Origin of the sequence: Streptomyces sp. NPDC001137, from assembly GCF_040298885.1 — a bacterium.
In the GTDB taxonomy this organism is placed as follows: Bacteria; Actinomycetota; Actinomycetes; order Streptomycetales; family Streptomycetaceae; genus Streptomyces.
In genome coordinates, this window is the sequence record NZ_JBEPBA010000017.1 from 76,525 (window position 1) to 96,431 (window position 19,907).

The window sequence follows — 19,907 nt, forward strand, 5'->3', positions numbered from 1 at the left end:
GGCACCGCATGCCGGCCGACATGGTCTGGCAGGATGCCGACACGGCGGGAACCAGTCACCGGCATCGCGGTGGTGCGGCGGTCCGGCCGAAGGGCCGCTCCGCCCAGTGTGCCTTCAGCTCACGCGCCGAGGTGCTTGCGCAGCCATTGGCCCATCTGCTGGATCGCCTGGTCCACCTCGGGTACGCGCCCGGCGCCCAGGATGAACGAGTGCTGCCCTTCGGGCATCGGGTGGACCTCTGAGGTGACCTTGAAGTCCGCGAGGCGTCGGCCGAGTTCGGCGCCGTCGTCGGCGAGGGTCTCGTACTCGCCGTAGTGGACGGTCGTGGGCGGCAGGCCGGTCAGATCGGCGTTCGCGATGCTGATCGCGGGGTCGGTGAAGTCCACGGCGGGATCCTGCAGCCAGGCTCCTCGGAAGAGTTCGAGGGTGCTCCTGCTGAGCATCTTGTCGTTGTCCTCGTTCTCGTCCACCGAAGCGTTCTGGATGGTGAGGTCGGTCCACGGCGAGACGCTGACGATCGCGCCCGGCGTCGCCTCGCCCTTCGCGAGCAGGCGCAGCGGGAGCATCACCGCGAGGGTGCCGCCGATCGAGTGGCCCGTGCTGCCGATGTTCCGCGGCTCGTAACCCTGCGAGAGCAGCCACCGGTACGCCGTCTCGGCGTCGTCGAGCTGCGCCGGGTAGGGGTGTTCGGGCGCCAGGCGGAAGTCCACGACGAGGGAGCGGGCTCCGGCTGCCTTGGCGATGTGGCCGGCGGCCTTGCGGTCCGAGTACATGGAGGCGGTGACGGATCCGCCGAAGTGGAAGTGGAGCAGTGCCTTGTCGGGGTCGGCGCCCTCGGGGATGGCCCAGAGGGCGGGAACCCCGCCCGCGTCCACCTCGGCGTACGTGACGCCCTCCGGCTCGGTCGACGCCTTGTGGTTCGAGTCCACGATGTCGCGGATGACGGCCAGGTCGAGACCGGGTGTCGACGACTTCGCGCTCACGCTCGCGAGGAACTCCGCGAACTCCTGTGCCTCTCGGCTTACGCCCATGGTGGTGCTCCTTCGCAGGTTGCTGCCACGCCCACGTCCCGCGTGCAGCCAGGTTGATGTGCTGGTCCTGACGCTACTGGCTGAGTATAAAAAAGTAAACCCAGGAGGGGGGGCGCCTCTGGCTGCGGGCGCGGCGGCGCAGTGAGGGCGACCGAGGGTGATCAACGCTCCAGAATCTCTGCCGTTGCGGATCAGCGGTCTGAGGTCCGACTGTCTAGGAGGGAGTAGTCCCCCCGTCGCCTGGGCCGGTGCGGCGGAACGCCTGATGGTGATGCGTGAGGACGCCGGACTGCAGCCGTGTCTGTCTGCCGGGACCGTCCCGGATCCGACGACCGATTCGCTTGGCGCCGGGCGCCTGTGGGGCGTTCAGGGCGGCCGGATGCGGGACTACAAGGCTCCGCACGAACCTCTGCATCACGACAGCGACGCGGACGAGAAGACAACTCTGTTCGGGACCGGCGCTCCTGCCGGTCGCCGCCGTTGTCGACGCGCTCACTCATGCCGTCGAGGCGTACGTGGGCCGCAAGGCCAATCCGTTCTCCGACGGACTTGCAATGAACGCTCTCGTCCGTGCCGGGGCAGATGGCGTGGGGCGAGTCGACCATGGCACGGCATGAGCCGCCCGATCGGCGCGCACTTCCACGTCGCTCATGGTCTGTCGAACGCGATGCTCTTCCCCGCGGTGACGGCGTTCTCCGTACCGGCCGCCGAGAGCCGGTACGCCGACTGCGCCCGCGCGTTCGGAGTTGCCGCCGACGGCGACGGCGATGCCCTGGCGGCCGGGAGGTTCGTGGAGGCGCTCCGCGACCTGTGCGAGGATCTTGACCTTCAGCCGTAGATCTGCGCGTAGAGGTCCTGGATCTCCTCCACGGTGGGCACAACGGGGTTGTTGGCGGGGATCCGGACACGAGCGCCTGCTCAGCCATGAGGGGCGACAGTCGGCGACGGAGGAACGGTGATGGCACAACAGCCAGGTCCGCGCGGAGTACGAGATGAGACGCATGACTGACATTGCTGAGGGCGAGGTTCTCACCGATGTGCACCGGGGCGTCGGCCGGATCCTTCTGAACCGACCCAAGGCGCTCAATGCCCTGACGGCAGGCATGGTCGCGGCCATTGACGGTGCGCTCGCCGCATGGGAGCACACACCGCTGTCCGCTGTGGTGATCGCCAGCACCAGTGTGAAGGCCTTCTGCGCCGGCGGCGACATCCGCACGATCCGCGAGCACAGCCTCGCTGGGGATGCCGAGGCCAGTGAGCGGTTCTTCGCCTCCGAGTACCGGCTCAACGCCCGGATCGCTGAGTATCCCGTGCCGGTCGTGTCGCTCATCGACGGCATGTGCATGGGCGGTGGTCTCGGTCTGTCGGTCCACGGCACCTTCCGCGTCGTCACCGAGCGTGCGGTGCTGGCGATGCCCGAGACCGGGATCGGTTTCTTCCCCGACATCGGGGCCAGCTACTTTCTGCCGCGGCTGCCCGGCGCGATGGGCATGTACCTGGGACTGACCGGGCACCGTCTCGACGCTGCCGACGCCCTGTACGCGGGGCTGGCCACGCACTTCGTCCCCACGGACAGGCTCGGTGCGGTCGGAGACGCCCTGGCGGACAGCCCAGGCGCCCCGGTGGACGTCGTCCTGAACCGCCTTGCCGACCGTTCGCCGGTGGGGGCGAGCAGGCTGGCGGAGGTACGCGGGGAGATGGACTGGGCGTTCGGCGCGCCGACCCTCGGTGAGATCGAGAAACGTCTGCGTCACCTCGACACCGCCTGGGCGTCAGACGCGTTGATCGCCCTGGAGTCCGCCTCGCCGCAGAGCTTGGAGATCACTCACAACCTGCTGGCCCGGGGCAGACAGCAGACGTTGCGCGAGTGCCTTGCCGCCGAGCTCACTCTCACGCGCACGACCATCCGCACGCCGGACTTCCTGGAGGGCGTCCGAGCGGCCTTGGTCGACAAGGACCGCAGTCCCATCTGGGAACGTGAGGCGCAGGGCGGACAGACGCCGCCGGCCTGACCGGGGGTGCAGGGTTAGCGGCTGCCCGTTGTCCGCACTGCCGCACTGCCGGACAGGATGTTCTTGCCGAGTTGCGCGGCGCGGATCGCGGTGACGTGCCCGCGCTTCCGCCGCCGATGGTGATCGCGCCGTAGCGCGTGCTCACGAAGTGTCCCCGTTCCGGGGACATGGTCGGCTCGTGGAGCGAGCGGTCATGCGGCGCGGATGTGCTGCGCAAGGGTGGCGTGGACCTGGTCGCGGATGTCGGCGAGCACGGCCTCGTCGCTGCGGTGCGGGCACACGGTGGCGGTGGTGCTGATGTGGATGATCGCGGTGATCACCCGCGCCAGCGTTGCCGCGTCGGCGGCGCCGATGTCCTCGTTGCGCGTGAGCAGGCCGGTGATGCCGTCCTCGACGCGGCCGGCAAGGGTCAGACCCACTTGCCGGTATGGCTCGGCCGGGTCGCCGAAGACAAGTTCGCGCAGATAGGTGCGGCCGTTCTCGATGTGCTCCCGCACGCACTCCACCAGGGGGCGGATGAGAGCGATGACCCGCTCCAGCGCGCCCTGTCCTACGGCGGCGTCGGCGGCGGCGAGGCCGGAATCGACGGCGGCGGCGAACTTCTCGTTCTGCACCATGATCAGCAGCTCGGCCTTCGTGGACGCGTACAGGTAGAGCGTCCCGATGGCGACATCGGCCCGGCGGGCGACCTGCTGCGTCGTGACCCTGTCCACGCCGTGTTCGGCGAACAGCTCGCGGGCGGCGGTCATGATGCGCTCGCGCTTGTCCTGTTTGGCCCTCTCGCGGCGCCCGGTCGGCATGTGATCGCTTCCCATGGGGACCCCCTTGACAATAATTATGAGTGGACTCATAGTTGAGTGTACTCGGATCGACCGGATGGTGCGAGGTCGTGAGGCCCCCGGATGTCGCGCCGGGTTTGCCGATCCAGTCTCAGACCTGGATAAATAGGACAAGTATCAGGAGTGGCGCCCCATGCGAGCGTTCGTCGTCACCAAGTACAAGGAGCCGCTGCAGGAGGCGGAGGTCCCCGAGCCCACCGTGGGGGAGCACGACGTGCTTGTGCGAGTGGAGGCCGCCGGGCTGAACCCGCTGGATGAGAAGATCCGCGCCGGTGAGTTCAAGCAGATCCTGCCCTACAAGCTGCCACTGATCCTGGGCAACGACGTCGCGGGCACCGTCATCGGTGTCGGGACGGCGGTTCGCGGCTTCAAGCCCGGAGACGAGGTCTACGCCCGGCCCGCCCAGGACCGCATCGGCACGTTCGCCGAGCGCATCGCCGTCGCGGAGGGCGACGTGGCGCTCAAGCCCGCCTCGATCAGCATGGATGAGGCCGGCTCGCTGCCGCTGGCGGCGCTCACAGCGTGGCAGGCGCTGGTGGAGCGCGGGAAGGTGCGGCCCGGGCAGAAGGTTCTCATCCACGCAGGCGCCGGCGGGGTCGGTTCGATCGCGATCCAGCTCGCCGCGCACCTCGGTGCGAGCGTCGCCACGACCGCCAGCGCTTCCAACGCGCACTTCGTGCGCGCGCTCGGCGCGGACACGGTGATCGATTACCGCACCCAGGACTTCGAGCAGCTCCTGACCGGCTACGACCTGGTGTTGGACAGCCTCGGTGGGGAGACTCTCGAGAAGTCCCTGCGGGTGCTCAGGCCCGGCGGCAAAGCCATCGGAATCGCCGGTCCCCCGGACCCCGCGTTCGCCCGCGAGGCCGGCCTGAACCCGCTGCTGCGCCTGGCGGTCACAGCCCTGAGCCGCAAGATCCGCAAGCAGGCCAAGAAGCTCGGCGTGACGTACGAGTTCCTGCTCATGCGCGCCAGCGGCGACCAGCTCCGCCGGATCACCACCCTCATCGACCAGGGCGCGGTGCGCCCGGTCGTGGGGAAGGTGGTCCCCTTCGACCAGACCCCGCACGCGCTGAAGTCCCTGTCCCAGGGCGGCATCCGCGGCAAGGCCGTCATCGGCAACAGCTGACCCGCCGCAACCGCGACGGGCGACACGAAACACACAGCGACACAGAACACGCAAGGAGAATCCGTCATGAGCAGCACCGACACCCCGAACGAAGCCGTCATCACCTCCTACGCGAAGGCCCCGGCCCGCACCGTCAGCGCCGGCGGCGTCACCTACGCCTACCGCGAGCTGGGACCGAAGGGCGGCATCCCCGTCGTCTTCTTCGTCCACCTCGCCGCGACCCTGGACAACTGGGACCCCCGCATCATCGATCCCATCGCGAAGGGCCGTCACGTCATCGCTTTCGACAACCGCGGTGTCGGGGCGTCCACCGGCCAGGTGCCGGACAGTGTCGAGGCGATGGCCGACGACGCCTACACCTTCGTCAAGGCGCTCGGGTACGACAAGATCGACGTCTTCTCGTTCTCCCTCGGCGGCATGGTCGCCCAGGCCCTGGTGGTGAAGCACCCCGAGCTCGTCCGCAAGCTGGTCCTCACCGGCACCGGGCCCAAGGGCGGCAAGGACATGGACAAGGTCGCCAGAGTCACCTACTGGGACATCCTGCGTGCCACGTTGACCCGTTCGGACCCCAAGGAGTTCCTGTTCTTCAACCGCAATGCCACCGGCAAGCCCGCCGCACGCGCGTTCGTCAACCGGCTCAAGGAGCGCACCGTCGACCGCGACGCGGACATCAAGACCAAGGCGTTCCAGACGCAGCTGAAGGCCATCAAGAAGTGGGGGCGCTCCGCCCCTGACGACCTGTCGTCGATCACGCAGCCCACCCTGATCGCCAACGGCGACAACGACCGCATGGTGCCGTCGGTCCTGTCGGAGGACCTGCACCGGCGCATCAAGGGCAGCGAGCTGATCATCTACCCCGACTCCGGGCACGGCGGCATCTTCCAGTACCACCAGGAGTTCGCCCCCGTCGCGGTCGAGTTCCTGGCTCGATGACCACCACCTGACCAGGAAAAAGGGCAACATCATGAGCACGTCACCGGTCGCCGCGCCCCCGGAAGTGAAGAAGCCTCTCACCTCCTCGATCCTGCTGTGGGTGCGCACCGACCAGCCCCGCCAGACCGGCATGGACCACTGGAAGGGCCCGCACTCAGGGATCATCTCCGCCACCCCGGGGCTGGAGGAGTACCGGCAGATCCACCTCGCCGAGCAGAACACGGGCCTGTGGCCGGCCATCGACGGGGTCCAGACCGCGATCCCAGCAGACCGGAAGATCGACGGCGTCGCGGAAGTCACCTTCCAATCGGTGCTCGCACCCCTGAAAGGGCGCGAGCAGACGAAGCTGGCCTACGCCGACGAGATCAACGTGTTCCGCCGCACCCTGCTCTACGCCGGCCCGCCGAACTCCTCCCGGTGGTACGACGTCGCGGGCCCCGGAGAGACGGTCGGTGCCCGCGCGCTGATCTACCTTCGCCGCAGGGACGGGGTCGGCGCCGGCGCCTTGCGGAAGTTCGTCAACGAGGAGCTCGCCCCCGCGCTCGCCGGCACCGGAGTGCTGAAGGAACTGCGCACGCAGACGTTCCTGCCCTGGACGAAAAAGCTCTGGGACACCCCGGACGTCGCCCACGACAACCCCCACGACCAGCGCTTCCACGCCTCGGTCAGCCTCGGGTTCACCGACACCGCGGCACGGGACGCCTTCTTCAGCGGCAACGCGATCGAGGACCTGTCCGACCGGCTGGCACCGCAGGTCTCCGCGATCCACGCCTACGACGTCGCCGCCGCCCTCACCTACGTCAAGAACGGCGAGATCCTCCCGCACTACCAGGAGTGAGCAGCGCAGACGGGAAACGGGACCGCCGGATCTGCTCGGCACATCCATCCGCCCCGGCTTCCTTGCCCTCCTCGCACCCCAATCGCCGTCTGATACCCACCACGCATCCGGAGCCAGCCATGAGCGAGCAGCAGAGCACCATCCACTACGAGCGCACCTCACCGCAGATCGCGAAGATCACCTTCGCCAACCCGCCCGTCAACCTCATCGTCGGCGAGACCGTCCTGCGCCTCATCGAGATCGTCACCGAACTGGCCACTGACCCGGACATCCAGGTCGTGCTGTTCGACAGCGCCACCCCCGACTTCTTCTACAACCACTTCGACCTGGCCGCCGCCGCCGACTTCCCCGCCCCCGAGGACCCGGACGCGGTGCCGGCCTGGACGAATCTGGTCCTGGAACTCTCCAAAGCGCCTTACATCACGATCGCGGTCATCCGTGGACGCACCCGCGGCGGCGGGAACGAGCTCGCCCTCGCTCTCGATCTGCGCTACGCCAGTCGTGAGAAGGCGATCTTCGGACAGCCCGAGGTCGGCAGCGGACTGCTGCCCGGCGGTGGTGGCAGCGAACGCCTGCCCCGGGCCATCGGACGCGACCGCGCCCTGGAAGCCATCCTCACCAGCGACGACTACGACGCCGACACCGCCGAACGCTGGGGCTGGATCACCCGCGCCCTCCCCGACAGCGAACTCGACGCCTTCGTCGGCACCGTCGCCGCCCGACTCGCCTCCTTCGACCGCGCCTCACTCGCCTCGGCCAAAGCCCAGATCAACCGGGCAACCCTGCCCCCGGACGGGGACCTGGTCGCCGCGTACGGCGAGTTCACCCACTCCCTCACGCTTCCCGGTTTCCTCACCCGGGCCGCAGGCACGCAGGCCGTCGTCGAACAGGCCGGCATCGACTTCGAGTACCGTCTCGGGCACTACATCGGCATCGCCAACCAGCAAAGCTGACACCCATCAGAAAGTGAGCACGGATGCAGCGGATGCTGCGTCCGTCCTCATTTGCCGCGGGGCCCACCTGATTTCCGACGTCTTCGGCACGATGGTCGGATCGGGCTGCTGCCGGATCGACCGCCGATGTCCTCCACCGCTCGACGGCCGCGACGGTGCACCGCTTCTGGACACCGGTCGGCCAACCGTTCGCACGCCATGGATCACTGGGTCCCCGACGTGAAGAGATCGCGTCGGGACCGAACAACAAGCTCAGGCTTCCGTGCTGTGCAGGTCCGGGTAAAGCGCCTCGACCGGGCCGCTCAGAGCCGCCTTGACCCCCTTGGTCAAGTCGTCGGCCAGGACCTCGTATTCTCCGGCCTCGACGGCGTCGTAGACGGTCGTCACCAGCTGTGTCGGCAGCATCTTGGGGCCGTCGGCGTGCGCGGCCATATCGGTGTCGACGTAGCCCATGTGCACCCCCGTCACGTGGACGCCCATGGGTGCGAACTCGATGCGCAGCGAGTTGGTGGCCGACCACAGTGCGGCCTTGGAGGCGCTGTAGGCGCCGCCGAAGGCATACCAGCTGGCAACGGAGTGCACGTCGATGAGGACTGACCCCTTGTTGGCGGCGAGGATCGGTGCGAAGGCGCGGGCGAGGAAGACCGGTCCGAAGAAGTTCGTCTCCATGTTCGCCCGGATGTCTGCCTCGGTGACGTCCAGCAGGCTCGCGCTCGGCGGGGTGGCGCCCGCGTTGTTGACGAGCACGGTGACATCCGCCGCGGCGGCCACGGCCGCGTCGATCGACGTGCGGTCGGTCACGTCAAGGGTCAGGGGGACGATGCGGTCGTCGTCCCAGGCGCGGGGGGAGCGGGCGGTGGCGTAGACCTTGACGGCGCCGCGCGCCAGGGCGTCGTGGACGAAGTGGGTGCCGATACCGCCATTGGCGCCGGTGACGAGGACGACTGCTCCATCGAGGGAGGGCATGGGTTCCTTCTTTCCGAGGGGGATGCGAAGTACGTGGCTGCGCACGGATGGGGCAAGGACACATCGCCCCGCGATGGGAGAATGAGCGGAGCCACATTCGAGCCCACATGACATTGAGTACAATCATAACTGATTACAGTCAGAATCTATTCCTGGAGGACACCGCCATGCCTCTCGGACGGCGCGAGCGGAACAAGCAGGAGAAACTCGACCGCATTGTCGCTGCCGCCAGTGATCTGTTCGCCGAGCACGGCGTCGATGAGGTCACGACCCAGCAGATCGCGGACAAGGCCGACATCGGCACCGGGACCCTGTTCCTTTATGCCAAGACCAAGGGCGAACTCCTCCTCCTTGTCCAGAACGCCAAGTACGTCGAAGCACTTGAGCGGGGCCGGGCGGACGCCGAGACCGTCCCGGGCGTGCTGGACGCGGTGCTGGCGATCGTCCGGCCGATCGTCGAGTGCAACCGCGTCCAGATCGACAACGGACGCACCTACCTGCGAGAGATGGTCTTCGGTGACCCCGAGGAGCCCCGGCACGGCGCGGCACTCGCCATCGTCGCGCAGACCGAGGAGGCCGTCGCCGCCGTGCTGCGCCGAGACGAGCGGGTCACCGAGGGCGACGCCGCGACGCTGGCACACATCGTGTCCGCCGTGATGTTCCTCAGCATGGCGGTGAGCGTGAACATCGCCTTGAGCGTGGAGGAGATCGTGCAGGACATCCGGGGGCAGGTCGAGGTCCTGCTGCCTCGCTGAAGTGCGGCCCGGTCTCCGGCCCGGGTGACCATCCGGGCAGTCCTCGGTTGCGGTATGGCCCGAATCCCCGAATGGCAGGTCATCCGGCCGTTGCTGCCCATACCGGTACGACTGGACGGCTGGGGCAGCCGGCCGGAGGGCTACCGCCACCGCGTGCTGCTGGAATTCCCGAGATTGTCCACCTGTGGCGTCGGGTCCCACTCCCACCCCGCGCCTGGACCGCGCGTTGAAGAAGGTCGCCCGAAAGGGCGGCGGGGTGGTTCTGCCGGTGTGCGCACTGAGGCGACTGGGGGCCGGCCTCGTGCTGTTCAAGGTACTGAGCTGGGCTTGCGTGGTCGGCTGCCCTCAGGCTTCCGGACTGCTTGCCGCCAGTTGGTCGCTGTTGCCCTGTGCCAGTGACGCGAGAATCTCCTTGCGGCAGACATTGAGGATCTCGTCCGCCAGCGGAGAGCCGTCCGGGCATGCCCGCGACAACATGATCGCGCCGACCGAATGGGCGAGCATGTCGATCACCATCATGCGGGCCGCGCGCTGGTCCGCATCCCCCGGCGTATCGGTTGGAGGCTGAAGGGCCGTCAGCAGGTTCTCGATCCCGGCCGCGAACTCTGTTTTGAGGTCCGCCGACTGACGTGCGGCGTCGCCGCCGAGGGCCGCGATGGTGCAGCCGTCGCCGCGCCCGTCGCGATGCTCCCGTGAGACGTAGCGCTCGACGAACTCGGCGGGGTCCAGGCCTTCTGTCTGTGCCACGGTCGTCGAGAGTCCGCTTGCGGACGCTTCGGCCATCAGGTCGGCCTTGGAGCGGAAGTGCTTGTAGAACCCGCCGTGGGTGAACCCGGCGGCTGCCATCAGCTCTGCCACGCCGACACCGTCATAGCCGCGCTCCCGGAACAGCCTGGAGGCTGTCGCGACGATGTGGGCACGGTTCTGTTCTGCCTGTGCCTTGGTGACCCGCATGTCCAGCCGTCCCTTCGTCGGTCGACGCTCGACGGTCCAGCATACATAGATGTCGATCGACATCTAAGGCCTTGACTTTTTAGATTACGATCGTCATATTATTGTTCACCCCTCCAGAAAGGCTCAGCCATGAGTGACACGCATGTGACCGCACCGACTCAGTACATCGAGGTTGACGGCGACCGGTTCGCCTACCGGCGCTGGGGCAAGCCCTCGGGCGTCCCGATCTTCCTGGTCCAGCACTTCCGTGGAGGGATGGACAACTGGGACCCGCTGCTCACCGACGGCTTGGCGGAAGGCCGTGAGGTCATCCTGTTCAACGGCCGCGGCGTCGCCTCGTCATCGGGCACGCCCCGTAATCGGATCGAGGACATGGCCGACGACATCGCCGCGGTCATCCGGGCACTGGGGCTGGAGCAGGTCGACCTGCTCGGCTTCTCGCTCGGCGGTTTCCAGGCGCAGGAAGTCACGCTGCGCCACCCCCAGTTGGTGCGCAAGCTCCTCCTGCTCGGCACCGGCCTCCGAGGCGGGGACCCGACAAGTGACCCCCAGGTGCCTCAGTACGCCCTGAACCCGGTCCCCACCCTGGAGGACTTCCTCTTCCTGTTCTTCGGCCGCTCGGAAGCCGCGAAGCAAGCGGGCAAGGCCTTCTGGGAGCGCCGTCACCAGCGGGTCGACCAGGACCCGCCGAGCTCGCCCGCGGTCGCACAGGCGCAGTTCGAAGCGACTATGGCCTACGCGGAACCGCTGCCGGGCGAGAACCCCTACGCCCACCTGAACGCGATCACCCAGCCGACGCTGGTCCTCAACGGCGAGAACGACGTGATGATCGCCTCGATCAACTCCTGGCACCTCGCCCAGAACATCCCCAACGCTCAGCTGCTGATCTACCCCGATGCCGGGCATGGAGCGCAGTTCCAGTATCCCGAGCGGTTTCTGAAGCACGCCATTCAGTTCCTCGACGAGTAACGCCTGCAGGGCTTCGGCGCGGTCGCTGACGCCTGGTCCGTGCGCGAGAATCCGGCAGGCCGGACCCCGGCCGCCGGAGCGGCTGGCCGAGGTAGGCGCATCCTCCGTGAGCGAGGCGGGGTGCGCCGTCGCCCGGCTGCCCTGCCCGCTCCCACGGTGTCCACCGCCGCGACCCTCCGGCCGGGACGGCTGATACGTGCCGCCCGGGCGTCGAAGACGTGGGCGCCGGCCGCGCCGTCGGTGACCACGACGAAAAGCGCCTGAGGTCCAGCCACTGGGCGGCGATCCGCTCGATCGTGGTATCCGGGCAGAGCCACTCGACGCCCTCGCTGCTGGCCTTGACGACGTGGGCGACGCCGCTCCTTCCAGCGTGCCCCGGGACGGTCCGCTGGGCGAGTCGGCCCGGGGGCGGCGGGGATAGTCGCCGGACCGGTCCCTGAGGCTCCGCTCGCCGAGACGGGGTCGTACAGGGCCTGACCGCCGCCGCCGAACTGCCCGAGCTCGGTCATCAGCGCAACGCCTCTGGATCTCGTCCGCCGTCCAGGAGGTGATTCCTTGATCATCGGTAGTCGGCTGCGCGCCACGCCCGACGTCCTTTCGCACGCCAGGCGCCTGGGGGGTGTCGGATTCAGGAGGGCCCGGGCGGCGCGGGCCTGCTGCGGTTGGCAGTGGAAGAACGGTGCCGCCGCTGTGCAGTGCGCCGATTTCGAGAGCCGGCCGGCGGATGGCCTCCTCGTACAGAGCCAGAGTGCGCGCAGGTCGGTGTTCTCCTTCCGTAGCCGGCTCAGGTTGGCTTCCGTACGTACGTCGACTCCGGAGGGTTCCGTCGGCGTCGCAGGCCGGGCCGGCGCCGGGATGCGGGGCCGGAAGCGCACGTCGACCAGGGCGGCGTAGTGCCGCGGCCGGCACTTGCCGCACCATCGTGCCGCCAGCCCCGTCCCGCCACGGCGACCACACCGAAGCCCGCGCGCTGACGGATGGGATCGGCCCTCACGACGTCCTGCCCACAGGTAGAACTCGTTGACCGTGGACACCTCCCGGTCCCAACTCGCCTCTTCCGAACGAGGGCCACGCTCATCACGACGCCGCCGCCACTCGAACGCCGCTCGGTGGTCCATGGACGCATCACGCCGGTCCCGCCTGCGTCGCGTGAACCACAGGAAGGCCACGTATGTGCGCAGGTCCCGGGCATGAGCGTGTCGGCGAACGTTCAGCCCGTCGCGCGCAGCAGATCGGGACTCGGCGCGGCGAGGTTCTCCTCGGCGAGGGCGTGCGGGGGCACTGGCAGGTGCGGTCATCGTGCTGACGTCCTTCGGGCTTCGACACCTCGAAGATCAGCCGATGGCCGTTCATCTATGCGGGCACCGACCCGATGCCGGAGCAAACCCCGGATCAGATCGAACCCGTACACCACTTCCCTGGATGCAATCCAAGGCACTCGGGGCACGGGGCTCCGCAGACTGTTGCGGCCGCCGGCAGCCCTCGGATTCGGGGCCGGAGCAGAGGACGCCGTTGGACAACTCCCGTGTCCGTCATGAGCGTCGGGACACGCGAGCCGTCGATGGTGTTCCGCCCGACGCGGCGAGCGCCTCTCGCCCCTGCCGTCGCGTCGTCGGCCCCGCGTGATCATGCCAGGAGGATGCCGTGTGACCGGCCTGATCTCAGTTGCTGTCGGGCGTCATCGAGACCACGACCTTGCCGGCCGTGGTGCGACCCTGCTCGACGTACGCCATCGCCTCGAGCGTCTGATCGAACGGGAAGGTGCTGTCGATGACCGGGCGGAGCTTCCCGCTGTCGTAGAGGGCGCCGAGCTCGCGCAACTGGGAGCCATTGGCCTGCATGAAGAAGAACTGGTAGCGAACGCCCAGGGCCTTCGCCTGCTTGCGGATCTTGCGACTGAGCACGTTCATGACCAGCCCCAGGAAGGAGGGAGCGCCGAGCTGCCTGGCGAACCCGGCGTCCGGCGGGCCCACGACGCTCACAGCCAGGCCGCCGGGCTTCAGCACGGTCAGCGACTTCTCCAGGTTCGCCCCGCCCACGGCGTCCAGCACCAGGTCGTAGCCGGACAGCACCTTGGAGAAGTCCTCTTTGGTGTAGTCGACGACGACGTCGGCACCGAGGCTTCGGACCAGCTTCTCGGAATCAGTGCTCGCGGTCGTCGCCACGGTGGCACCGAGGTGTTTGGCGAGCTGGATGACCGTCGATCCGAGACCGCCGGCACCGGCGTGGACGAGCACCTTCTGACCCGGCTTCACATGGGCCTGGTCCACGAGGACCTGCCAGGCGGCCAGGGCCACCAGCGGCACCGCGGCCGCCTCCTGCGGGGTGAGCGAGACCGGCTTGGGCGCGACGTCGTCCATGTCGATCGCGATGTACTCCGCGAAGCCTCCGATCCGCAGGTCGCGCGGACGGGCGTAGACCTCGTCGCCGACTTCGAAGCCGCGCACGGCGGAACCGACCCGCGTCACGACGCCGGCCACGTCATGACCGAGCACGAACGGAGGCTTGTACTTCAACAGCTGTTTGAACTCCCCGTTGCGGACCATCTTGTCCAGCGGGTTGATGCTCGCGGCGCTCACCCTGACCAGAACATCGCGGTCACCGACGCTGGGCTCGGGTACCTCGGCGGCGCGCACGCCGTCCTTGCCGTACTTTTCGACGACGAATGCCTTCATGTCGGCCGCCTTTCCATGTGATCTTCTCGGTCGTCTGCGTGTGGTCATGACGCTACTTGTTGAGTATGGAAAAGTAAACTCAGGTCGGGTTAGAATCACCCCCATGGATGCGAGGACGGAAGCTCTTCAGGACGCCGGCATGGACACCCGACTCGACCGGGACATGTCGAACTGCTCGATCGCTCGGACCCTTGAGGTCGTGGGGGAGAAGTGGACGATCCTGATCCTGCGCGAGGTCTGGTACGGCTCGTCCCGCTTCAGTGACTTCGAACGGGTCCTCGGCTGTCCCCGCAACCTTCTCGCTGCCCGACTCCGGATGCTTGTCGAGGAAGGGATCCTGGCCACCGAGACCTACAAGGAGCCGGGTTCGCGGAGTCGGCCGAAGTACGTGATCACACCCAAGGGCGTGGATCTGGTCCCGGCCGTGATGGGGCTCCTGCAGTGGGGCGACCGCTACCGCGCCGACCCGGAGGGCCCGGCCGTACTGACGCGACACCGCGGATGCGGTGCGCACGTCGATGCCCAGATCCGCTGCGAACGCGGCCACGCCGTGCAGGCGGAGGACATCGAGAGTGTCCCCGGCCCCGCATTTCGTCTGAGGCCCGCGGAGTGAGCTGAGCGCGGTGGCGGCAGGAGTCCAGGTGGGCTCAGTCCGCCGGGGTGCGCTCACTCCGTCTGGCTCGGGCCTGGTGGAGGCGGACTTTGGTGCGGTTGCCGCAGCGGGACATCGAGCACCAGCGGCGGTTGTGGGCGGGCGAGCGGTCCAGGAAGCGCAGGGCGCACATGTCCGCGCTGCACACGCGTACGCGCCGGATCTCGGTCGACAGGAGCAGGTCTACGGCGTCCTGCGCGATCAGTGCCAGCGCGGTCGCGGAATCAGGTGCCATGGTCGTGGTGCCGGCGGGCTCCAAGTGACCGCCTTTGATGGTGATTTGCGGCGCCGGCCGGGGCGCCTGTGCTGCCGATTCGTTGAGCAGCACGACGTCGCTGGAGGAGGGCAGCCGGCCGTCGGAGACCGCGAGTACGGCCCGGTCGACCGCCTCGCGCAGCCGTCGGCCCGATGCCAGGACGGCGGCATCCACGGGATCCGGGATGCCCGGTGTGAGCAGTCCGGCCCGCTGAAGCCAGAGGGTGAGATCACCCGGGTTCCGGAGCGTCTCCCCCGGCGTGGGTCGCCACCGGTGGCGGAGGGTGTTGGTGAAGTCCAGACAGACCCGCCCGCCGTCCCAGATCCACGTGTCGTCCGTTGCCACGCCTTCATTCTGCACGTTAGCTTTAACCCTCTAAGAGGGTTAGTTCATGCCGGGGAGGCGCATCCATGGGACAGCCCACTGTGACCACAGGCGTGACGCAGGTGGACGGGGTCCGCCTGCACTACCTCCGAGCGGGATCCGGTCCTCTGCTCGTCCTGCTCCACGGCTGGCCGCAGACCTCCGACTGCTGGCAGCCGGTGCTGGCGGATCTTGCCGCCGACCACACCGTTGTGGCACCCGACCTGCGTGGCTACGGCCTGAGCGACAAGCCCTCGACCGGATACGACAAGCGGCGGATGGCCGCCGACATGGCGAGCCTCGTCGAAGCACTCGGCTTCGAGACGACCGCCGTCGTGGGTCACGACCGGGGCGCTCGCGTGGGGCACCGCTGGGCGCTGGACCGCCCCGATCAGGTGGAGCGGCTGGCTGTGCTCGACATCGTGCCGACCCGGGAGATGTTCCGCCGGCTGGACGCCTCGCTCGCCTCCGGGTACTGGCACTGGCTGTTCCAGATGCAGCCCGACCTTCCCGAGCGGCTCGTGGGGCACGACATACGCGGGTATCTCGAGTACTTCTTCGAGCGGTGGACCTACAACAGGCACGGGCTGACACCCGAAGCGGTCGACAGATATGTCCGAGCCTTCTCCCGCCCTGGTGCCATGCGCGCGAGTTTCGACGACTACCGCGCCATGGAGCAGGACGTCGCCCTCGACGACATCGACGCCGCCGAGGGCCGCCGCCTCACCATGCCGGTACTGGCGCTCTGGGGTTCCGCAGGGCTGCCCTCCCGCCTGCCGACGCTGGAGATCTGGCGCGCCTACGCGGACGACGTCACCGGAGCAGAAATCCCGGAGTGCGGCCACTTCATCCCGGAAGAGCAACCGGATGCACTGCTGGGCCATTTGCGGTCGTTCCTGGCCCACGAGGCGAGTCGGTGACCCAGCCACCACGACGAGAGCGACGCCCCTGCGGGTCCACAGTCTCACTTGCCGGCCGGGGCAAGTCGTCCGAGCCGCCTCCCGGACCGAGGGGCGGCCCAGTTGCTTCCGGTTGGGCCGCCACGCAGTCAGATCCAGGCCGAGACCGGGACACCCGCCGAAGCGTCCCCCACGGCCGCGCTGTCGGAGATGCGCTGCCTGGGCATCCAGGCCCGGCGCGCGGTGAATCTCAGGAAGCCGCGGCGTGGGCAGCGCGCAAGGAGGCCTTGTCGATCTTCCCGACCGCGTTCTTCGCTATGGCCTCCACCACGAAGAAGTCGGTCGGACGCTTGAAGCCGGTGAGGCTGCGCGCACAGAGCTCCCGCAGCGCCGTCAGATCGACGGTCATGCCTGGTCGCGGCTGTATGTAGGCCACGACCACCTCTCCCCACTTCTCGTCGGGTACGCCGATCACGGCAGCTTCGAGTACCGACGGGGCGCTTGTGAGGACGTCCTCGATCTCCTTGGGGTAGATGTTCTCCCCACCACGGATGATCATGTCTTTCGAGCGCCCGACCAGGGTCAGGTAGCCCTCGGCGTCGAGGTGACCCACATCGCCCGTGTGCAACCAGCCGTCGACGATGACTCTGGCCGTTTCCTCAGGGCGGCCGAGGTAGCCACGCATGACGTTGGGGCCCTTCACGAGGACCTCACCGTCCGTGCCCGGCCCCACCTCGGTACCTTCGGCGTCGACGATCCGAATCTCCTGGCCGGGGAAGGGAAGTCCCACGGTGCCGGCACGTCGCGGGCCCGCGACGGGGTTGACGGTGGACCCGCAGGTTCCTTCGGACAGGCCGTACCCCTCGACAAGAGGGAACCCGTAGCGGGCTTCGAACCGGTTCAGCAGCTCGGCGGAGGCAGGTGCGGCGCCACAGACTCCGAACCTCAGCGACGATGTGTCGGGCCGCACGTCGTCCGGGAGCGCAGCGAGCATGCCGTAGATCGTCGGCACGGCGCTGAAGAAGGTGGGGCGCTCCTGCTCGACGAGGTCGAAGAAGCTGTGCGGGTCGAACCGGCGGCCCGCGATGACGACGCTCGCCCCCGCGAGAAGAGGCGTGAGAATGCTGACCACGATGCCGTTGACGTGGAAGAGCGGCAGGATCAGCAGGCACCGGTCGGCGGGCCCGATGTCCAGGGCCAGGCGGCCCATCTCCGTCATGGCGTCGATGTTGGCGTGGTCCAGCATCACGCCCTTGGGCGTCCCGGTGGTGCCGCTGGTGTATATGAGAAGAGCCAGCGCGGACGAGTCCACATGCGGTGCGTGATCCGACCTCACCCCTTCCTTGTACAGTGCGCCGACGGCGAGTACGGCAGTACCGTCTGTGACGGGCGCCGCGTGGTCTTCGACCACCAGCAGACGCGCACCGGAGTCCTTGAGCTGTCGGTCCACCTCGACGTCGGTCATGCTCGGGTTGACCGGCGTGATGGTGGCGCCGATCCGCCAGGCGGCGAACAACAGCAGCACGAACTCGATGCGGTTCGTCAGCTTGAGGGCCACGACATCGCCGGGACCGATGCCGAGGTCCTGGAGCTGACGCGCTGCCGCACGGACGCGGTCCAGCAACTGGGCGTTGGTGAGTGACTGGCGCCCGTCCGAGACCGCTGCCCCATCGGGGTCGTGAGCGGCGCGGCGGTCGGGCAGTGAAGCGAAGTTCATGGCGGGCGTACCTGTCTCGGTGTTGTGCGGTCCGGTCAAGGAGTCGATGCCGGCGCGGGGTGCAACTGCCGGGTGAGGAACTCGACCTGGTCGCGGACCAGGGCCTCGAAGGTCTCGCCGGTGTAGAAGTCGAAGTGGCCGGCGTCGTACCTCTTGATCTCTCCCCGGGGTGCGGTGCGCGCGTACCTGAGGGTCTGGGCGGGAGGCGTGACGGAGTCGGTGTTGCTGACGCAGAAGAGGATCGGCATGGCGACCTTCTTCGCCGCACGCCCGGGCCGGTAGGTGGCGATGGTCGGAATGACCCGTGCCGCCACCTCGTTGCGGAACTTCGTCCCCGCCGGTTGCAGCGCCTGATATCCGGGCAGGGCGTCCGGAGCGTTCATGAGGGCCGGCGAACCGGGGGCGGAGGCGATGGGAACCATCGCGGGTGCCTTGCCGCGCAGTCTGGCCGCCATGTCCCGGGCGAGCACGGGGGTCATCCTGAGCGAGGCGACCGGGCCGAGCGCGAGCGCGGAGGCGAGGCCATCGGTGAACGGGCACTGGGACACGGCCGCGCGCAGTTCGGGATGCCGAGAGGCGACGGTGATGGCGTGGCCTCCGCCGAAGGAGCTGCCCCACACCGCGACGCGGGAGCGGTCGACGTCGGGGCGGCCCTTGACGTAGGCGATGGCGGCGTCCCAGTCGGCGAGCTGACGCTTGATCGACAGGAGCTGGCGCGGGTGGCCGCCGCTGTCGCCGAAGTGTCGGTAGGTGAAGGCCACGGCGGCGATGCCGGCCTGGGCGAAACGCTCGGCGAAGGCGTCCAGGCGCATCTCGCGGGTGGCGCCGAGGCCGTGCCCGAGGATGACGACGGGCGGGGAGGTGACGCCGGTCGGGAGGTAGAGCCATCCGGCACAGGTGCTGTCGCCGGAGGGGAAGGTGATGTCGTGACGGGTGAAGGAGTGCGCAGTGGTCATCGTCGGCTCACCGCCGCGTCGACTTCGTCGAGCGCTGCCCGGGCACGCTGCCCGAGGCGAGCGCCTGGGCGTAGGTGTCCGGGGCGTAGAGCGGGAGCTCGCCGGTGGCGTCCGTCGTCTTCATGTAGTCGAGCATCAGTTCCTGACCGTCCTTCGACATGACTCTGGTGAAGAACTCGGCGCGTTCGACGTGGAGTCCGTCCTCCAGGGACATCGAGCCGCCGAAGTACACCGACCTCTTGGCGGCCGCGACCGACCCCTTCGACCGTCGGCCGAAGTGCTCCGCGAGTTCGACCGCCTGCGCGACGACCTTGTCCTGGGGTACGACCTTGTCGACCGCCCCGTTGGCGAGCGCCTCCGCGGGCGTGAACGGCTTGCCTTCGAGGATCGCGGCCAGGGACCGGTGGGTGCCGATCAGGCGGGTCAGCCGCTGGGTGCCGCCTCCGCCCGGGATGATGCCGAGGAGGATTTCGGGCTGGCCGATGAAGAAGTCCCCGTCGGCCATGACCCGAAGATCGCAGGCCCAGGCGAACTCGGCGCCGAGGCCGAGAGCCGAACCGTTGAGGGCGGCGACGAAGAGGACACCGCTGGCGTTCATCCGCAGGAAGGTCGTGTGCAGGCGCTCCAGCTGGAGGGCTCCGCGCATCGGGGTCCTGCGCATCACGGGCCCGAGGAGACGGGACCGGTCCACGTGCTTGGCCATGCGTACGACGGCGGCGGCACCGCGTCGGCCGACCGTCGGGCTCGCGGCTCCCTCTTCCTGCAGCCACTGGACCGCGGCATGGCTGACGAACCGCTCGGGATGTGCCCCGGTGAAGACGACGGCACGGATGCTCGGATCGCGGTCGACCCGGTTCACCAGCTTGTCCAGCTGCTGGGCGATGTCGAGGCCGAACAACTGGTGCGGGCCGCCGTCGACCCGGACGACGAGGACGGCTCCGCGGTCCTCGATCTCCAGATGGCCCTTGTCTTTGTATGGCATGGATTCTGCTCCCGTGCTGGGTTCATGG

General features: G+C 68.4%; 20 protein-coding genes. 11 read left to right on the forward strand and 9 right to left on the reverse strand.

The genetic code is table 11. The annotated features are described in order from the left end of the window. Nucleotides 1-119: 119 nt before the first annotated feature. On the reverse strand, nucleotides 120-1,031 hold the full coding sequence (locus tag ABT254_RS29690; RefSeq protein WP_351476487.1) for an alpha/beta hydrolase: 912 nt from the start codon (nucleotides 1,029-1,031) through the stop codon (nucleotides 120-122). 275 nt (nucleotides 1,032-1,306) lie between these two features. Between ABT254_RS29690 and ABT254_RS29695 the strand changes: the two genes are divergently transcribed. The 3 genes from ABT254_RS29695 (at nucleotide 1,307) to ABT254_RS29705 (ending at nucleotide 3,043) form a co-directional block, all read left to right on the forward strand. Further along, nucleotides 1,307-1,648, forward strand: a complete 342-nt coding sequence (locus ABT254_RS29695; RefSeq protein ID WP_351476490.1) for an iron-containing alcohol dehydrogenase — start codon at nucleotides 1,307-1,309, stop codon at nucleotides 1,646-1,648. Further along, complete coding sequence (locus ABT254_RS29700) at nucleotides 1,645-1,869, forward strand: iron-containing alcohol dehydrogenase (RefSeq protein WP_055705485.1); 225 nt, start codon at nucleotides 1,645-1,647, stop codon at nucleotides 1,867-1,869. The genes ABT254_RS29695 and ABT254_RS29700 overlap by 4 nt, the downstream gene beginning before the upstream one ends. Nucleotides 1,870-2,032: 163 nt before the next feature. Beyond that, on the forward strand, nucleotides 2,033-3,043 hold the full coding sequence (locus ABT254_RS29705; RefSeq protein WP_351476493.1) for an enoyl-CoA hydratase/isomerase family protein: 1,011 nt from the start codon (nucleotides 2,033-2,035) through the stop codon (nucleotides 3,041-3,043). 191 nt (nucleotides 3,044-3,234) lie between these two features. On the opposite strand, the gene ABT254_RS29710 is transcribed toward ABT254_RS29705, so the two are convergent. Next, nucleotides 3,235-3,858 carry a TetR/AcrR family transcriptional regulator gene (locus ABT254_RS29710; RefSeq protein WP_351476496.1) on the reverse strand — a complete coding sequence of 208 codons (624 nt, stop codon included), beginning with the start codon at nucleotides 3,856-3,858 and terminating at the stop codon, nucleotides 3,235-3,237. Nucleotides 3,859-4,015: 157 nt separating this feature from the next. Here ABT254_RS29710 and ABT254_RS29715 point away from each other — a divergent pair, with 157 nt between their 5' ends. From ABT254_RS29715 to ABT254_RS29730, 4 genes are all read left to right on the forward strand, one after another. Further along, a complete protein-coding gene (locus tag ABT254_RS29715) occupies nucleotides 4,016-5,011 on the forward strand; it encodes an NADP-dependent oxidoreductase (protein WP_351476499.1) in 996 nt (331 codons plus the stop codon). 66 nt (nucleotides 5,012-5,077) lie between these two features. After that, nucleotides 5,078-5,944, forward strand: coding sequence for an alpha/beta fold hydrolase (locus tag ABT254_RS29720; protein WP_351476502.1), 867 nt, complete (start codon nucleotides 5,078-5,080; stop codon nucleotides 5,942-5,944). 31 nt (nucleotides 5,945-5,975) lie between these two features. Then, on the forward strand, nucleotides 5,976-6,782 hold the full coding sequence (locus ABT254_RS29725; RefSeq protein WP_351476505.1) for a strictosidine synthase: 807 nt from the start codon (nucleotides 5,976-5,978) through the stop codon (nucleotides 6,780-6,782). Between the two features lie 119 nt (nucleotides 6,783-6,901). Then, on the forward strand, nucleotides 6,902-7,735 hold the full coding sequence (locus ABT254_RS29730) for an enoyl-CoA hydratase/isomerase family protein (protein WP_351476508.1): 834 nt from the start codon (nucleotides 6,902-6,904) through the stop codon (nucleotides 7,733-7,735). Between the two features lie 252 nt (nucleotides 7,736-7,987). On the opposite strand, the gene ABT254_RS29735 is transcribed toward ABT254_RS29730, so the two are convergent. After that, complete coding sequence (locus ABT254_RS29735) at nucleotides 7,988-8,701, reverse strand: SDR family oxidoreductase (protein WP_055705478.1); 714 nt, start codon at nucleotides 8,699-8,701, stop codon at nucleotides 7,988-7,990. 167 nt (nucleotides 8,702-8,868) lie between these two features. Between ABT254_RS29735 and ABT254_RS29740 the strand changes: the two genes are divergently transcribed. Beyond that, the gene (locus tag ABT254_RS29740; RefSeq protein WP_055705477.1) at nucleotides 8,869-9,456 is read left to right on the forward strand and encodes a TetR/AcrR family transcriptional regulator; all 588 of its coding nucleotides are present in this window, start codon (nucleotides 8,869-8,871) and stop codon (nucleotides 9,454-9,456) included. A 345-nt stretch (nucleotides 9,457-9,801) separates the two neighbouring features. Here ABT254_RS29740 and ABT254_RS29745 read toward each other — a convergent pair whose 3' ends face one another. Next, nucleotides 9,802-10,473 (reverse strand): TetR/AcrR family transcriptional regulator, encoded by a 672-nt coding sequence (locus tag ABT254_RS29745; protein ID WP_351476513.1) that lies wholly within the window; start codon nucleotides 10,471-10,473, stop codon nucleotides 9,802-9,804. Nucleotides 10,474-10,539: 66 nt separating this feature from the next. Here ABT254_RS29745 and ABT254_RS29750 point away from each other — a divergent pair, with 66 nt between their 5' ends. Next, nucleotides 10,540-11,379: an alpha/beta fold hydrolase gene (locus ABT254_RS29750; RefSeq protein WP_217236359.1), complete on the forward strand. Its 840-nt coding sequence runs from the start codon at nucleotides 10,540-10,542 to the stop codon at nucleotides 11,377-11,379. A 1,661-nt stretch (nucleotides 11,380-13,040) separates the two neighbouring features. Here ABT254_RS29750 and ABT254_RS29755 read toward each other — a convergent pair. Further along, a complete protein-coding gene (locus ABT254_RS29755; protein WP_055705474.1) occupies nucleotides 13,041-14,054 on the reverse strand; it encodes an NADP-dependent oxidoreductase in 1,014 nt (337 codons plus the stop codon). A gap of 139 nt (nucleotides 14,055-14,193) precedes the next feature. Between ABT254_RS29755 and ABT254_RS29760 the strand changes: the two genes are divergently transcribed. Next, nucleotides 14,194-14,667, forward strand: coding sequence for a winged helix-turn-helix transcriptional regulator (locus ABT254_RS29760; RefSeq protein ID WP_031143657.1), 474 nt, complete (start codon nucleotides 14,194-14,196; stop codon nucleotides 14,665-14,667). Between the two features lie 34 nt (nucleotides 14,668-14,701). Here ABT254_RS29760 and ABT254_RS29765 read toward each other — a convergent pair whose 3' ends face one another. After that, nucleotides 14,702-15,307 carry a CGNR zinc finger domain-containing protein gene (locus ABT254_RS29765; protein WP_351476517.1) on the reverse strand — a complete coding sequence of 202 codons (606 nt, stop codon included), beginning with the start codon at nucleotides 15,305-15,307 and terminating at the stop codon, nucleotides 14,702-14,704. 65 nt (nucleotides 15,308-15,372) lie between these two features. On the opposite strand from ABT254_RS29765, the gene ABT254_RS29770 reads away from it, so the two are divergent. Beyond that, nucleotides 15,373-16,245 carry an alpha/beta fold hydrolase gene (locus tag ABT254_RS29770; protein ID WP_351476520.1) on the forward strand — a complete coding sequence of 291 codons (873 nt, stop codon included), beginning with the start codon at nucleotides 15,373-15,375 and terminating at the stop codon, nucleotides 16,243-16,245. Nucleotides 16,246-16,474: 229 nt separating this feature from the next. Here ABT254_RS29770 and ABT254_RS29775 read toward each other — a convergent pair whose 3' ends face one another. The 3 genes from ABT254_RS29775 to ABT254_RS29785 are packed head-to-tail and all read right to left on the reverse strand — an operon-like array spanning nucleotide 16,475 to nucleotide 19,879. After that, a complete protein-coding gene (locus ABT254_RS29775; RefSeq protein WP_351476523.1) occupies nucleotides 16,475-17,941 on the reverse strand; it encodes a class I adenylate-forming enzyme family protein in 1,467 nt (488 codons plus the stop codon). Nucleotides 17,942-17,976: 35 nt separating this feature from the next. Beyond that, nucleotides 17,977-18,897 carry an alpha/beta hydrolase gene (locus ABT254_RS29780; RefSeq protein WP_351476526.1) on the reverse strand — a complete coding sequence of 307 codons (921 nt, stop codon included), beginning with the start codon at nucleotides 18,895-18,897 and terminating at the stop codon, nucleotides 17,977-17,979. A gap of 7 nt (nucleotides 18,898-18,904) precedes the next feature. After that, nucleotides 18,905-19,879, reverse strand: coding sequence for an enoyl-CoA hydratase/isomerase family protein (locus ABT254_RS29785; RefSeq protein WP_351476529.1), 975 nt, complete (start codon nucleotides 19,877-19,879; stop codon nucleotides 18,905-18,907). Nucleotides 19,880-19,907 lie beyond the last annotated feature (28 nt).

Bases quoted from the DNA above. Each gene is read 5' to 3' on its own strand.
- ABT254_RS29690 (WP_351476487.1), bottom strand. From the start codon at position 1,031: ATGGGCGTAAGCCGAGAGGCACAGGAGTTCGCGGAGTTCCTCGCGAGC.
- ABT254_RS29700 (WP_055705485.1), top strand. From the start codon at position 1,645: ATGAGCCGCCCGATCGGCGCGCACTTCCACGTCGCTCATGGTCTGTCG.
- ABT254_RS29705 (WP_351476493.1), top strand. From the start codon at position 2,033: ATGACTGACATTGCTGAGGGCGAGGTTCTCACCGATGTGCACCGGGGC.
- ABT254_RS29710 (WP_351476496.1), bottom strand. From the start codon at position 3,858: ATGGGAAGCGATCACATGCCGACCGGGCGCCGCGAGAGGGCCAAACAG.
- ABT254_RS29715 (WP_351476499.1), top strand. From the start codon at position 4,016: ATGCGAGCGTTCGTCGTCACCAAGTACAAGGAGCCGCTGCAGGAGGCG.
- ABT254_RS29720 (WP_351476502.1), top strand. From the start codon at position 5,078: ATGAGCAGCACCGACACCCCGAACGAAGCCGTCATCACCTCCTACGCG.
- ABT254_RS29725 (WP_351476505.1), top strand. From the start codon at position 5,976: ATGAGCACGTCACCGGTCGCCGCGCCCCCGGAAGTGAAGAAGCCTCTC.
- ABT254_RS29730 (WP_351476508.1), top strand. From the start codon at position 6,902: ATGAGCGAGCAGCAGAGCACCATCCACTACGAGCGCACCTCACCGCAG.
- ABT254_RS29735 (WP_055705478.1), bottom strand. From the start codon at position 8,701: ATGCCCTCCCTCGATGGAGCAGTCGTCCTCGTCACCGGCGCCAATGGC.
- ABT254_RS29740 (WP_055705477.1), top strand. From the start codon at position 8,869: ATGCCTCTCGGACGGCGCGAGCGGAACAAGCAGGAGAAACTCGACCGC.
- ABT254_RS29745 (WP_351476513.1), bottom strand. From the start codon at position 10,473: ATGTCGATCGACATCTATGTATGCTGGACCGTCGAGCGTCGACCGACG.
- ABT254_RS29750 (WP_217236359.1), top strand. From the start codon at position 10,540: ATGAGTGACACGCATGTGACCGCACCGACTCAGTACATCGAGGTTGAC.
- ABT254_RS29755 (WP_055705474.1), bottom strand. From the start codon at position 14,054: ATGAAGGCATTCGTCGTCGAAAAGTACGGCAAGGACGGCGTGCGCGCC.
- ABT254_RS29760 (WP_031143657.1), top strand. From the start codon at position 14,194: ATGGACACCCGACTCGACCGGGACATGTCGAACTGCTCGATCGCTCGG.
- ABT254_RS29770 (WP_351476520.1), top strand. From the start codon at position 15,373: ATGGGACAGCCCACTGTGACCACAGGCGTGACGCAGGTGGACGGGGTC.
- ABT254_RS29775 (WP_351476523.1), bottom strand. From the start codon at position 17,941: ATGAACTTCGCTTCACTGCCCGACCGCCGCGCCGCTCACGACCCCGAT.
- ABT254_RS29780 (WP_351476526.1), bottom strand. From the start codon at position 18,897: ATGACCACTGCGCACTCCTTCACCCGTCACGACATCACCTTCCCCTCC.
- ABT254_RS29785 (WP_351476529.1), bottom strand. From the start codon at position 19,879: ATGCCATACAAAGACAAGGGCCATCTGGAGATCGAGGACCGCGGAGCC.